Source organism: Salmonella sp. 741265050_HSA, assembly GCF_046569445.1.
Lineage (GTDB): Bacteria > Pseudomonadota > Gammaproteobacteria > Enterobacterales > Enterobacteriaceae > Salmonella > Salmonella enterica.
Genome location: NZ_JBKFSV010000002.1, coordinates 325,468 through 339,570 on the forward strand (window position 1 = coordinate 325,468; position 14,103 = coordinate 339,570).

The 14,103-nt window shown below is 51.2% G+C and carries 10 protein-coding genes and 1 pseudogene; 4 read left to right on the plus strand and 7 right to left on the minus strand.

Features of this window, described 5'->3' with window-relative positions:
• Positions 1-70: 70 nt before the first annotated feature.
• From pgtA to pgtC, 3 genes are read right to left on the minus strand one after another with little or no spacing between them, the layout of a single operon-like run.
• The gene (gene pgtA / locus ACLD4F_RS07210) at positions 71-1,318 is read right to left on the minus strand and encodes a two-component system response regulator PgtA (RefSeq protein WP_000930836.1); all 1,248 of its coding nucleotides are present in this window, start codon (positions 1,316-1,318) and stop codon (positions 71-73) included.
• Positions 1,308-3,314, minus strand: a complete 2,007-nt coding sequence (gene pgtB / locus ACLD4F_RS07215) for a two-component system sensor histidine kinase PgtB (protein ID WP_000678493.1) — start codon at positions 3,312-3,314, stop codon at positions 1,308-1,310. Before pgtB ends, pgtA begins: the two co-directional genes overlap by 11 nt.
• Positions 3,311-4,504, minus strand: coding sequence for a phosphoglycerate transport regulator PgtC (gene pgtC / locus ACLD4F_RS07220; protein ID WP_000467983.1), 1,194 nt, complete (start codon positions 4,502-4,504; stop codon positions 3,311-3,313). Before pgtC ends, pgtB begins: the two co-directional genes overlap by 4 nt.
• 435 nt (positions 4,505-4,939) lie before the next feature.
• On the opposite strand from pgtC, the gene pgtP reads away from it, so the two are divergent.
• Positions 4,940-6,331, plus strand: a complete 1,392-nt coding sequence (pgtP, locus tag ACLD4F_RS07225; protein WP_000955747.1) for a phosphoglycerate transporter PgtP — start codon at positions 4,940-4,942, stop codon at positions 6,329-6,331.
• 274 nt (positions 6,332-6,605) lie between these two features.
• Here pgtP and ACLD4F_RS07230 read toward each other — a convergent pair whose 3' ends face one another.
• Complete coding sequence (locus ACLD4F_RS07230; protein WP_000639889.1) at positions 6,606-6,848, minus strand: YfdY family protein; 243 nt, start codon at positions 6,846-6,848, stop codon at positions 6,606-6,608.
• A gap of 521 nt (positions 6,849-7,369) precedes the next feature.
• Between ACLD4F_RS07230 and lpxP the strand changes: the two genes are divergently transcribed.
• Complete coding sequence (gene lpxP / locus ACLD4F_RS07235) at positions 7,370-8,290, plus strand: kdo(2)-lipid IV(A) palmitoleoyltransferase (RefSeq protein ID WP_000484431.1); 921 nt, start codon at positions 7,370-7,372, stop codon at positions 8,288-8,290.
• A 402-nt stretch (positions 8,291-8,692) separates the two neighbouring features.
• The gene (gene ypdK / locus ACLD4F_RS07240) at positions 8,693-8,764 is read left to right on the plus strand and encodes a membrane protein YpdK (protein WP_010723117.1); all 72 of its coding nucleotides are present in this window, start codon (positions 8,693-8,695) and stop codon (positions 8,762-8,764) included.
• Between the two features lie 49 nt (positions 8,765-8,813).
• Here ypdK and alaC read toward each other — a convergent pair whose 3' ends face one another.
• Entirely contained in the window at positions 8,814-10,052 is a 1,239-nt protein-coding gene (alaC, locus tag ACLD4F_RS07245; RefSeq protein ID WP_000763118.1) for an alanine transaminase, read from the minus strand.
• 585 nt (positions 10,053-10,637) lie between these two features.
• Here alaC and ACLD4F_RS07250 point away from each other — a divergent pair.
• Complete coding sequence (locus ACLD4F_RS07250; protein WP_001528431.1) at positions 10,638-11,492, plus strand: AraC family transcriptional regulator; 855 nt, start codon at positions 10,638-10,640, stop codon at positions 11,490-11,492.
• A 7-nt stretch (positions 11,493-11,499) separates the two neighbouring features.
• Here ACLD4F_RS07250 and ACLD4F_RS07255 read toward each other — a convergent pair.
• Positions 11,500-11,580 (minus strand): annotated as a pseudogene (locus ACLD4F_RS07255) (hypothetical protein); the annotation flags it as partial.
• Between the two features lie 13 nt (positions 11,581-11,593).
• Positions 11,594-14,089: a phosphoenolpyruvate--protein phosphotransferase gene (ptsP, locus tag ACLD4F_RS07260; RefSeq protein ID WP_411010752.1), complete on the minus strand. Its 2,496-nt coding sequence runs from the start codon at positions 14,087-14,089 to the stop codon at positions 11,594-11,596.
• Between the last annotated feature and the right edge of the window lie 14 nt (positions 14,090-14,103).

Below are 14,103 nucleotides of genomic sequence, written 5' to 3' on the forward strand. Positions count from 1 at the left end.
GTGATGCGACGTTATCTGGCTAACGACATCGTTGCTGATGTTGCCAGCCAGATTGAAAGTAACTGTAATATCAGAATTTATAATGCTCTTTACTTAGACCATATTTTTTCATGCGCAGATAAAGTTTTTTACGGGGAATTTGCAGGTACTCCGCCACTTCATTAATTCGTCCCTGATGAATATTTAATGCTTCGGTAATAATTTGTCGCTCATACTCTTCAACGCGCCGGTCAAGCGGGGTCGGCTCCTGCAGAAGCAACTGCGGGTTGACCGTTTCCGCCAGCGGCAGCACGCCAACAGCAAAAAGCTCTGCCGCATTAGCCAGTTCGCGCACATTGCTTGGCCAGGCGCGTCGCATTATTCCTTTCAGTAATTCCCCCGCTATTTCCGGCACTGGATGATTGAGTCGCAGGCAGGCTTTTCGAAGATAATGGCGAAATAACGGCTCGATATCATCCGGTCGCTGAGAAAGAGACTGGCAGGCGATTTGGGTCATGGCGAAACAGTAGTAAAGCTCGGCCGCAATCTGGTTAGCTGCCGCCTGCTCCACCAGCGAAGCGCTGCCAACGCCCACCAAACGAAAAGGCCGATGCTCCAGGCTTTGTAAACGCGCCAGATGGTGCTGCTGTTCGCGTGTCAGATATTCGGGATGACTCAACACCAGCGTACCTCCTTGCGCCTGGTCGATGAATGTCTCCAACTGCCCGGCATTCTCCGGCGTAAGTTCATAGCGTACAAACGGCCCTTTCGCGTTACGCCCCAGTTGATGGAGATAACGGGCGCCAGTCATACGTCCAGTGCCATGCTCACCATAAAACCATACGGCAATGTCCGTTTCCGCCAGTTGTTGTAACCGTTGTCGAAACTGATTCATCCACTCGCTGCGCCCAATCAGTTCAACCTGTAACGTCTGCTGGCAATATTGCCGCCGTGCAATGACCGACCGGCGCTGGCGTAGCGCGTCTTCAATTAATATCAACAGCTTGCCCGGATCGACGGGTTTTTGCAGAAAATCCCAGGCGCCCTTTTTCACCGCATCAACCGCCATCGGTACATCGCCATGTCCGGTAATCAATAAGATTGGCAGTTGATCGTCATCCTGATGAAACAGCGTCATAAGATCGATACCGGAACACCCCGGCATACACACATCGCTCAAAACGATCCCCTCCCAATCCGCTTCTACCCACTCTTTGGCCTCGAAAGGATGGGTAAAGCCACGCACGCGGTAGCCTGCCTGCTCAAGCATTTGGGTGTAGGCGTCAAGTACATCAACGTCATCATCAATCAGCAAAATAGAACATTCATCATTCAACATCATCGACATCCGTTACCGAGAATTGCAGCACTACGCAAGCGTTACGCGTCAGCGTCGACGCCAGACGCAGATCGCCCTTCATTTGCGCCATCAGCGACACGCTAATCGACAGCCCAATACCCAACCCGACAGCTTTACTGGTGGTAAACGGCTTGAGTAAAGAGGGCAACAACGCCACAGGCCAGCCAGGGCCGTTATCTGCAATATAAACCTCCAGCGCCTCTCCCTGCGTCTGCCACGTCACCGCGATAGCCGCATCATGCGAACAGGCGTCAAGCGCATTCGCCAGCACATTCACCAGAACCTGCTGAATACGCACTTCATCGCCGCTAACCCATACGGTGTCGGTTGGCAGTGAAAGCGCTCCCTGCCGGGATTGGTGGCGCATGGCTAATAACTCCCATGCCGCCACAAAGGTTTGGCGCAGATCAACGGGATACAATGGCGTTTCCAGCTCCGCCCGACGGGTAAACTGCCGCAGCGAACGGATAATGGCGTCAATCCGGTTAATGAGCCCTTCCGCTTTGGTGAGCGTATTTCTCGCCTGTCCGCTCTGACCTTGTTCAATCGCGCGTCCCGCCGTAAATAAATACATTGAAAGCGCATTCAGCGGCTGGTTAATTTCATGCGCCAGCGTGGTCATGGTCTGGCCGACTACCGCCAGTTTCGCCGTCTGAATCAACTCATCCTGCATGGCGCGCAGGTCGGCTTCTATCTCTTTGCGCTCGGCAACCTCTTGTTCAAGCTGTCTGCGTTGCATATTGAGCTGGCCCAGCGTATGACGTAGCAAACGGGCTATCCGTCCTAGCTCATCGCGCCCGTAAACCGGGATAGTCGAGTCGGTTCTCCCCAGCCCTATCTGTACCACAGCCTGATTAAGCGCGGTAAAACGCTTTACCAGCCGGGAACGGATAAAATAGTGGTTGAGTCCCCAGGCCAGCAGCAACGCCAGGAGCGTCGCCACTAAAATAAGCCCGCCGCTAACGCGGACAATCTGTTCCAGGCGTTGATTGAACGTCTGCATTTGCTGGTGACTACTACCTAACTGCGCCTCAAGCAGCGTGCGAAAGCGCCCTAGCGTAGCCTCTCTGGCGCGGCTGGCGTCCAGTAAGGCTTTTTGCGCCGCAACATAATCGCGCATGGTATCGGGCATCTTATTTTTTACCATCCCGATTTCCAATAGTTCGTCGATGGTTTGCCGCAGCGTGATTGTACTGGGCCAGTCATCCAGCGCACGAATATTCTCATCCGCCGTTTTTTTTAGGTTTTCCAGATAGCGAATATGGGTCTCCACCAGCATCCCGTCATTATTGCCGGACTTGAGCTCATTCAATCTGTCGCGCAGGTCGTCAACAATCTGATTTTCAATTCGCGCCAGGGTATATACCTGCTGCTGCTCGTTCTGCACCTCGCGCGAACGTTGCAAGTACTGCGCTGCATCGCCCTGATTCGCCTCAATTTGATCGAGCAGTGTCCCCTGCTGCCAGGTAAAATCCTGTACCAGCGAATTTAGCTCCGTGGTGAAATCATCATGGAGCCAGTCAATACGAGCGGAAAGCTCGCTGACTTTCTCCCGCACCAAAAACATGTTGTAGAGGGCGTTGTCCAGCTCCGCCAGCAAGGTCCGGCTATCCTGTAAAATGACGGCCAGTTGCCGGCGTTCAGCAAGCTGAAGCCCCTGACTGAGACGCTCAATCTTATCCAGATGCTGAATAATCTGCGTACGTAACTGCAAACGTACCGTCGTGTTCGGCGCCAGCAAAAATTCATTGAGCTGATCCACGGCCAGATTCAGGTTCCCCTCAATTAAAAAAGCGGAGTGGATGCGAGGAAAATATTCATCAAGCGAATAGCGAACCTGCGAACTTTGCTCATGCCAGGAATAAAGGCTGACCATACTGACAATCAGCGTCAGTAATGCGCCCGTTAAAAATGCACCCCGTAAACTGTTGCTGATACTGAGCTGACGAAGCCGTTGCAATAATCTCCCCTTCATTTCAGCTCTTCCAGTTTGTGAATCGCCAGCCGCTGATTGTTCAGAAACCAGATCTGCCACTCCATCATTTTTTGTTCGGCAAAGCTTTTATTATCAAACTGCGCCAGCCAGGTTTCATCTTCGCTGCTTGCCGCATCCACCGGGACGCTGGTCAATAAGGCTCTGATTTCAGGTAAGGGGCGTTTAAGCCGCGTTTCTGCGCTGTGCAACGCTCGCCATGCATCTTTAAGCTGCGCGAGACGAAAACTGATCGCGGTATCAAACATGCGTTGTACCAGTTGCTGACGCTTCAGGATCAGACGATAGTTCAACGGCGGCTGGGCCATCAAACGCTGTTGTTGCGCGGCGCGAGGATTATCGGCGCTAAGCGGTGCGACGGGATACTTACCGGTATTCGCGTCAGCCAGTATCCTTTGCCCTTTCGGACTTAATAAGTAATGAATAAAAGCACGCGCTTCGTCTGCATGACGGCTGTTTTTCAACACCGCGACGTAAGTGGGCGACACCGCAGAATACGGGAAATAGGTAAAAGCAAGATTAGGATCGTTAAGTAGCAAATTAGCATAGTTATCAATGACCGGCCCGGCAACGCCAAGCCCGCTTTTGATTTTATCCGCTACGCCGAAACTGCGAGAGGAAATCGTGACCAGATTACCCGAGATTGCCAGCAGCGTCGCCCACCCTGCCGTCCAGCCTTTTTGCTGCAACAGCGACTCCACCATCAAATGATTGGTGTCTGAGCGTGACGGACTGCTCATTAATAGAGCGCCCTGGTAACTGGGCAGGCCCATATCCTGCCAGTCGGCAGGCGGCGGAAGATGGCGCGCAGCGAGCGCTGAACGATTGATCAATAGCCCAAATCCGGATACCGCTACCGCCACTGAAGTTGAGCGGATAGAACGCGGCACCAGCTTCTGGCTGGCGGCAGGCGCGCTATCCAATAGCGCCAGCTTTTGGTGCTCCTGAAGGTGTTGCAACAGCATGGGGGATGACGTCAGGATCAGATCGACATTTTCCGCATTCGCCGTATCAAGTAATTGCTCTAAAGAACCGCTGGTACGGTTGAGCGTACGAATCATGACGGAACCCGGCTCCGTCTGCCAGCGCTGGATAATCCAGGCGGTCGCGCTGGGTGAAAAGGTCGTTGCCATCACCAGCTCGCGGCTGTACGCCTGGCAAGAACCGAACATCGCCGCCAGCCATAGCGTAAAAGCGCCCACTCTGGCGAAACGACTACAGCATGAGAAAAGTCGATTTGTGATCCCGTTCATAAATATCGATATCACATAAAGAAAATATTGAGACAAAACTTACCCTTTTATTTCTGTTGGCATCCAGAACAGCGTTATTTGAATAATAACGGGTCCGTCGCCCGAAAACATCAATAAAGCGTATCAGATCACTGGCAGCAAATTTGTTAATATCCGCACATGCTAACGATAAAACGGCCATGCCAATAATTAAAGTTTCACCACACCCTTCAGGATGAGTCAAAAATAACCTTTAAATTCACCCAATTGAGTCAATTTTGACACATTTCTTCGACTTGAATTTTATTGTCACTCCTTTCACTCTACCGACAAAACCTCCTGATGTTCATCTCACTATTAAATACAGGTGACTCCATGTTAACAATATTAAAAACAGGGCAATCGGCGCATAAAGTCCCACCGGAAAAAGTCCAGGCTACGTATGGTCGATATCGTATACAGGCATTGTTAAGCGTATTTCTGGGATATCTCGCTTACTATATAGTCAGAAACAATTTCACATTATCGACGCCTTATTTAAAAGAGCAATTGGATCTCAGCGCTACGCAAATCGGCCTGCTGAGTAGCTGTATGCTTATTGCTTACGGAATCAGTAAAGGCGTAATGAGCAGTCTGGCGGATAAAGCCAGCCCAAAAGTCTTCATGGCGTGCGGTCTGGTACTCTGCGCGATTGTTAACGTTGGGCTGGGATTCAGTAGCGCATTCTGGATATTTGCCGCTCTGGTGGTCTTCAATGGCCTTTTTCAGGGCATGGGCGTCGGCCCCTCGTTTATTACTATTGCAAACTGGTTCCCTCGTCGGGAGCGCGGACGCGTAGGCGCCTTCTGGAATATCTCGCATAACGTTGGCGGCGGGATCGTCGCGCCTATCGTCGGTGCGGCTTTTGCGATATTGGGCAGCGAACACTGGCAAAGCGCCAGTTATATCGTTCCGGCCTGCGTCGCCGTCATTTTTGCCTTAATTGTTCTGGTCTTGGGAAAAGGTTCGCCGCGCGAAGAAGGTCTTCCCTCCCTGGAACAGATGATGCCGGAAGAAAAAGTCGTACTGAAAACGAAGAATACGGCAAAAGCGCCGGAAAATATGAGCGCATGGCAAATCTTCTGTACTTATGTGCTGCGCAATAAAAATGCCTGGTATATTTCGCTGGTGGATGTCTTCGTCTATATGGTGCGGTTTGGCATGATTAGCTGGTTGCCTATCTATCTGTTGACAGTAAAACACTTTTCAAAAGAACAGATGAGCGTCGCGTTTCTCTTTTTCGAGTGGGCGGCGATTCCCTCCACGCTACTGGCAGGCTGGCTGTCAGATAAACTGTTTAAGGGCCGCAGAATGCCGTTAGCCATGATTTGCATGGCGCTGATTTTTGTCTGTCTGATCGGATACTGGAAAAGTGAATCTTTGCTAATGGTAACGATTTTCGCCGCCATTGTAGGTTGTCTGATTTACGTCCCGCAGTTCCTCGCGTCCGTACAGACAATGGAGATAGTCCCCAGCTTTGCCGTAGGTTCCGCCGTCGGATTACGTGGGTTCATGAGCTATATTTTCGGCGCCTCGTTGGGCACCAGCCTGTTTGGCGTCATGGTGGATAAACTGGGCTGGTACGGCGGATTTTATCTTCTGATGGGCGGCATCGTGTGCTGCATTCTATTCTGTTACCTCTCCCATCGCGGCGCGCTGGAACTGGAACGCCAGCGCCAGAATGCGTTACATAATCAGGACTCACTGCAGCTTGCGGACGCGCAATAAACGATTAGCCTTCCCGGGGAACAGAAGCGCCGACATTGTCGGCGCTATCTATTCGCTGACATCGTGTATACCAAAAATAATTCGAGTTGCTTAAAAGCGGCAAGGGAGTGAGTCCCAGGAGCATAGATAACGATATGACTGGGGTGAACAACAAATCTGCCGGGAGCAGATTTGAACGTCGCGTGCGACGGCCCGTCAGGGCGAGGCCCATCGATGGGCCGAGTAATCCGTAGCCAACACATCAGCAACTTGAAGTATGAAGGGTATGTACTGACTAACGCTTACCGTATCCCACCATAAAGCGAATAATTAACCCACATGCCGGTGCGAGAAAAAGCAATAATCCGCTAACGATGTCATCGCCATCCTGCAGCCATACATTAAGTAAATAAATCAGCGCGGCAAGGATAACCATTCCCGTAAAAGAAGAAACCGCAGAAAAAGCCCCCATCACCTGACCGATATAGCCACTCACGGCAAGTATACTTATTGCAAGAAATGTCCATAAATAGATCATCTATAATACCTCCTGTCTATGGCAAGGCTTCCATATAGCCTTACGGTCCCTCTCACTTCTCCTTTAAGATAAACCTTATCAGCACGTCATTTCCATAACATTTATCTCACATTTTATTTTTCTAATCATTTTTCAATAACCTTCGTCTGAAATAAAATTATCACTGTAAAAACAATGCATTAAAAATAATGATTAGCTTATTTTTGCTACGGAAGAAATATTTACGCTTCTTGATAAAGAATTTCTGGGCGCGAGTAAATAACTGGTGGTACATTAGCCTGCCTGGCGTTCATGCCCTCGTGGTTTAGTACTGACTTAGTTTTACACTCCTTACGGGAACCATTGTCGTACATGATGGCCTAACTATACGTAAATCATTCAAGTTACCCTGATGAGCTTACTCAAGTAAGTGCTTCGGATAAGCGAACGCAACTTGAAGGATGATGCGTATTTCAGAGTGTACCGCTGCGGATAATGACTCTTCTGCGATACATTATTTTCGTATCTACAGAAGGTATTTTATGTTTCCTCAAAGCAAATTTTCACGCGCGTTTTTGCACCCGCGCTACTGGCTGACGTGGTTTGGCGTTGGCGTCCTCTGGTTACTGGTGCAGCTTCCCTACCCGGTTTTGCGTTTTCTGGGCACCCGCACCGGTAAGCTGGCGCGCCCCTTCCTGAAGCGACGTGAGTCGATCGCCCAGAAAAATATTGAACTCTGTTTTCCGACCCTCTCCCGGGAAGAAAGGGAAAAACTGATCGCCGAGAATTTCCACTCTCTTGGCATGGCGCTGCTTGAAACGGGCATGGCCTGGTTCTGGCCTGATAGCCGGGTTCGTAAATGGTTTGATGTGGACGGGCTGGACAACCTTACCCGTGCGCAGGCGCAAAATCGCGGCGTAATGGTCGTTGGCGTGCATTTTATGTCGCTGGAATTGGGAGGCCGGGTAATGGGTCTCTGCCAGCCGATGATGGCGACCTATCGTCCGCATAACAACCCGCTCATGGAGTGGGTGCAGACGCGCGGTCGTATGCGCTCAAATAAAGCGATGATCGGCAGAAACAATCTGCGCGGCATTGTGGGCGCGCTAAAAAAAGGGGAAGCCGTTTGGTTTGCTCCCGACCAGGACTACGGCCCTAAAGGTAGCTCCTTTGCGCCATTTTTCGCGGTTGAAAACGTCGCCACCACCAACGGCACCTATGTACTGTCCAGGCTGTCCGGCGCCGCCATGTTGACCGTTACAATGGTCAGGAAATCCGATAATTCGGGTTATCGTCTGTATATTACCCCTGAAATGGAAGGTTACCCGGCAGATGAAAATCAAGCCGCTGCCTATATGAATAAAATTATAGAGAAAGAGATCATGCGCGCCCCGGAGCAATATCTCTGGATCCATCGCCGTTTCAAGACTCGCCCGTTGGGGGAAGCGTCACTCTACATCTGAAAAAGGCCGCAAGGCCTTTTATTTTGTCATTTCGCATTGCCATAATATTCATATCGTAAATTACTCATTCCTGCTTTTAGCGATAAGTCTCCTGTTTACAGGCGATTTTTTACTGTGTCGGCGGCGTCGCTCAATAGCGATTCATCACTGTCAGAAATTAAACTGTCGCCGATTCCCGACACTTGTAAGTTACTAAAAGTAAATAAGAAAATGCCTCTTGTTTCACCTCATTTTTAGGCGTACATTAGCGCCGTCTGGAGCGATGACGCGCAGAATTCTGAGGTGATGCAGGCGGTCGAAACACGAATAATTCTCAATTTCGTATTGTCCGGCATCAACTCTCTATAATCAGGTAAGTGTAAGTTCATTTAGGCGTACGACAGGTACGCGGAGAGATGAAACGTGAAATATTTCTTTATGGGCATTTCATTTATGGTCATCGTTTGGGCCGGTACTTTCGCCCTGATGATTTAAAAGTACAATGCAAAGAAAAACAGGAGCCATGGGGCTCCTGTTTGCTTTTCTACTCCGTGCTCGCCTCAACGGGTTTTGGATGTGACGGCAGCACGCCATCGGCGCGGAACATCGCTTTAATCCCTCTGACGGCCTGGCGAATGCGGTCGCGATTCTCTATTAATGCAAAGCGTACATGGGTGTCGCCATAATCACCAAAGCCTATCCCTGGAGAAACGCAAACCTTCGCCTCATTCAGCAGCTTCTTGGCAAACTCAAGCGACCCCATCGCCGCATATTGCTCCGGGATTTTCGCCCAGACGTACATTGAGGCTTTCGGCATTTCAACCATCCAGCCCGCCTCATGCAGCCCCTTCACCAGCACATCGCGACGACGTTTATACTGCTCGGCGATATCGCGCACGCACTGCTGATCGCCTTCCAGAGCGGCGATAGCCGCCACCTGAAGCGGGGTAAAGGTGCCATAATCGTGATAACTTTTAATGCGCGCCAGCGCGCTGACCAGGGTTTTATTGCCCACCATAAACCCAATACGCCAGCCCGCCATATTATAGCTTTTCGACAGTGTGAAAAATTCAACCGCCACGTCGCGCGCGCCGGGCACCTGCATAATGGATGGCGCTTTCCAGCCGTCGTACACGATATCGGCATACGCCAGATCGTGCACCACCAGCACATCATAACGTTTAGCCAGAGCGACCACTTTTTCAAAAAATTCCAGTTCGACGCACTGGGCCGTAGGGTTAGATGGAAAACCCAAAATCATCATTTTCGGTTTCGGATAACTTTCGCGAATAGCGCGCTCCAGCTCGTTGAAGAAATCCACCCCCTCTACCAGTGGAACCGAACGCACCTGCGCCCCGGCGATAACGGCGCCATAGATATGAATCGGGTAACTGGGGTTCGGCACCAGAACCGTATCGCCATGATCCAGCGTCGCCAGCATTAAATGCGCCAGTCCCTCTTTGGAACCGATGGTCACAATCGCTTCGGTTTCCGGATCGATATCGACATCATAACGTTCCTGATACCAGTGAGAAATCGCGCGGCGTAAGCGCGGTATGCCGCGAGACGTGGAATAACCGTGCGTATCCGGACGCTGCGCGACGGTGCAAAGTTTTTCGACAATGTGGGGAGGGGTTGCGCCATCAGGATTACCCATACTGAAATCAATAATATCTTCGCCGCGCCGACGCGCAGCCATTTTGAGTTCAGCGGTGATGTTAAAAACATAGGGCGGAAGGCGATCGATACGCGTAAAGCGACGTTCAGGGCGGAAGTCAGCCATAATATCCTCAGATTAACGTTAGCGCCCGGACCGTCCGAGCGACGCTGCCACGATGGTGGCTCCTTTAGAAAATAGCCTGAAAATTTTCTTCCTGTCGAGAGGCTAATGAAAATATTTTTAGCGACAAAAAAGAGGAACAAGCGTAAAAACTTACTTTTTAAGCGTGTCAGTTATAACATCAAATAAATCATATTATTAACAAATTGATATCATTGAATTTACGTAACGTGGCGCAGCCGACGATAATTTCCTGTCAATAAACCTTATCTCAAATAATCCCCTTTTGATTTTGTGGTTTTTCCTCTTTAACCAAAATCCTTACTAATGATAATGGTATTCGATCATGTCATATTGCGGTGTTTTTCAGGGACATTTCCCCGAAAATGAGGATCCTTTCCGGCAAGCTGCCGCGATGAAAGCGTAAATAAGGCAGCGAACCGGATACGTATAGTAAAATAAATCCCTGTTTTCGCCTGACTAACCGCCATGACGTGATGACTCAACGCACTGGTGTTTGACCTTTCGCTCAGCAAGAGTAAAGTGAAATAATTCAGAAAGTTGAAGCATTCATGCACAGGAAAGGCAATGAAAAAAACAGACTTACCGGCAGACCAACAATTTTTTGCCGATCTGTTTAGCGGCCTGGTGCTGAATCCACACCGATTAGGACGCGTATGGTTTGCCAGCCAACCACCCTCCCTGCCCTCCGGCAGCTTATGTATCGACCTCCCGCGGCTGGATATCGTCTTGCGCGGAGAATACGGTAATCAACTGGAAAAAACGCAGCGTCGGCTGACGGAAGGCGAAATGTTGTTTATCCCTGCCCGTGCGGCGAACCTGGCGGTTAGCGATAAACCGGTGATGCTGCTTAGTCTGGTATTCGCGCCCTCCTGGCTGGGTTTATTGTTTTACGAAAACCGTACAGCATCGCTTTTACGTCCGACGCGCCGTATCGAATTGCCACATTTGCAACGTGGCGAAGGCGAAGCAATGCTGACCGCGCTTACCCATTTAAGCCGTTCGCCTCAGGAACAAAATATTATCCAGCCGCTGGTGCTCAGCCTCCTGCATTTGTGCCGGAACGTGGTGAATACGCCCCCCGATATCTGCCGTCCACGCACTGAATTTCTCTATCACAGTATCTGTAACTGGGTACAGGATAACTACGCCCAGCCGTTAAACAGAGAAAGCGTTGCACAGTTCTTTAACATCACCGCCAACCACCTGTCCAGGCTATTTACTCAGCATGGCACCATGAGTTTTGTGGAGTATGTTCGCTGGGTGCGAATGGCGAAAGCGCGTATTATGTTGCAGAAATACCACTTGCCGATTAACGAAGTCGCGCTGCGTTGCGGGTATCAGGATAGCGATTATTTTTGCCGTCTGTTCCGACGTCAGTTTGGCCTGACGCCAGGGGATTACAGCGCGCGGTTTCAGTAACAAACCGCTCGCCCGATGGCGGCGTAAACGCCTTATCTGGCCTACCATCACTCACGGACGTAGGCCTGATAAGCGCAGCGCCATCAGGCGGTTATCCCATGCTAAAACGTTAACTCCGCCTTCAGCAACGCCAGAATACTGTCGGCATCATTGGCGGCAAACAGCGACTGACGGAAGTTTTTATTTACCAGCTTACGGGCGAGCTGTGAAAAAACCTTCACATGATTTATCCCTTCATCCGCCCCAAGCGTCAGCATAATCACCAACTCTACGTCACCCATCTCCGACTGCCAGTCTACGGGCTGTGCGAGACGCGCAATACTGATCGACGAGTGGCGAATCCATTGCGATTTGGTATGGGGGATCGCCACGCCAAAACCGACGGCGGTGGTCACAATCTCCTCACGCTGCCAGACGTCCTCTTCCAGTTCGAACGGATGTTCGGTACGCCCGTTAACGCCAAGATTACCGCACAGAAACTGGATAACCTGTTCCTTATTACTGAGCGGCTCGCCGACAAAGATATTTTCCAGCGCCAACAGCGGTCGTACCTCTTTTTCTGGCGCGAACTGATTCAGCAGAGCTTCTATCTCCTGGGCGCTGCGACACTCGCAAGCCTGACTTGCCAGCGCCCGACACGCCTGACTATCCAGATGACGTAACTGACTTTTTACCGCCGGAATACGTGGACTGCTCATACTTAGCTCATCCAGCCCCAGTCCCAAAAGTAGCGGTAAATAGCGGCTTTCTCCGCCCAGTTCGCCGCAAATGCCGACCCATTTACCTCGCTCATGGGCAGTGTGGATAATCTGCCGCAACATGCGTAAAAACGATGGCGTAATCGGATTATACAGCGGCGAGACGCGCGGATTATTGCGATCGACCGCGTACAGATATTGCGTCATATCGTTCGAACCGATGCTAAAGAAATCCACCTCATCGCAGAAATGATCGATGATGTAACAGACCGACGGCACCTCAACCATAATCCCCAACGGAATATCCTGCGCGTGTCGCAGCCTTTCCCCATGCAGCTCCGCAACCGCCTTTTTCAGCTCACTTTTTACCCATAAAATCTGGTCAAGACTATGCACCATCGGAATCATCAACTGCGCATGACCGAAAACAGCAGCCCGCAAAATTGCGCGAAGCTGGGTGCGAAAAAGCCCGGCAAACTCAGGGTAGATGCGCACCGCACGGTAGCCAAGAAAAGGGTTCTCTTCCTGCGGAATATTGAAATAGCGGATATGTTTATCGCCGCCAATATCCATGGTGCGGAAAATCACCGGCTTTTCGCCCGCCGCCAGCAAAACCTGTTGGTAGGCTTCAAACTGCTCCTGCTCATCCGGCGCGCTGTCGCGATCCATAAACAGCATTTCGGTACGAAACAGGCCAATGCCTTCCGCGCCGTTAGAAAACGCGCCAGGCGCCTCCAGCGCGGTGCCAATATTCGCCGCAATATCGATACGCTGGTTGTCCTGCGTACAGGCAAGCAACGCCGCATCGCACGCCTGCCGCTGTTGTCGTTTATCCGCCAGCTTCTGCGCCACGGCATAATAGCCGCGCACCGAGGTATCCGGACTAATCGCCAGTACGCCGCACTGCGCGTCCAGCACCGCAGGCCGGGTCGCATAACGACCAATGGCCTCGGCAGAGAGCCCGCTAAGCACCGGGATCGCGGAAGCGCGCGCCAGAATCAAAGTATGTGACGTCCGCCCGGTCTTTTCGAGGATCATACCGGACAGATACTGTAAATCGAGGCTTAAAAACTGGCTGGGCGTTAAGTCTTCCGCCACCAGAAGGGTGGGACGCGTTAGCACCAGCGCATTACGCGGCTGTTTTTCAGGCCAGGTAATGTGCAACAACTGCTCGGTGATATCGCGAATATCGCTCACCCGCTCGCGCAGATAATCACTTGCCGAGGCTGAAAGCTGGCGACAAACCTGTTCCATATTGGCAATAATCGCCGCTCCCAGCGCCAGATGGCGTTCAACCATTAAGCGACGAATGTTCCCCACAAACTCATCATCCTGAATCAGCGACAGATGAGCGCTTAAAATAGTTTTACTCTCGCCGTCACGCTCGCGAAGCTGTTGATTAAGCTGTTCCGCCAGCGTCGCCAGGCTATTTTCAAGGCGGGTAAGATCTTCAGCGCTCGCGGGAATAGTACGGTAGCCCTCCAGATTATCGCTCTGCCACAGCGTCAGAATCCCCTCGCCCACGCCGCTTGCCAGCACATCGCCGTACAGCAAATCCGGATTCAGGCGAAGCAGCGATCGCGGCAACGGATGCGCCGCTAGTTCGGCTGGCCCTGGCTGAACGCTATCGCTGTCGATAAAATGGTGCGCAAGCCAGGCCTCCAGCGATCGTTTAGCCTGTTCTTCATCACGCCCGCTGATATTCAGAACGCAGCTATCATTGAACAGCGTACTGGTGCCGATAAGCGCCAGCGAACTTTTCGCGTCCGCCCGCGTATTCTGACGATGATTAATAAAAGTAATATCACTTTGCCACTGGCTGCACTGTTCTTTCAGCTCCCACGCGGGACGCGCATGAATACCGTTAGGCAGCGGGCAGAGAAACTCTATCGTTAACATAACTACTCCTTTAG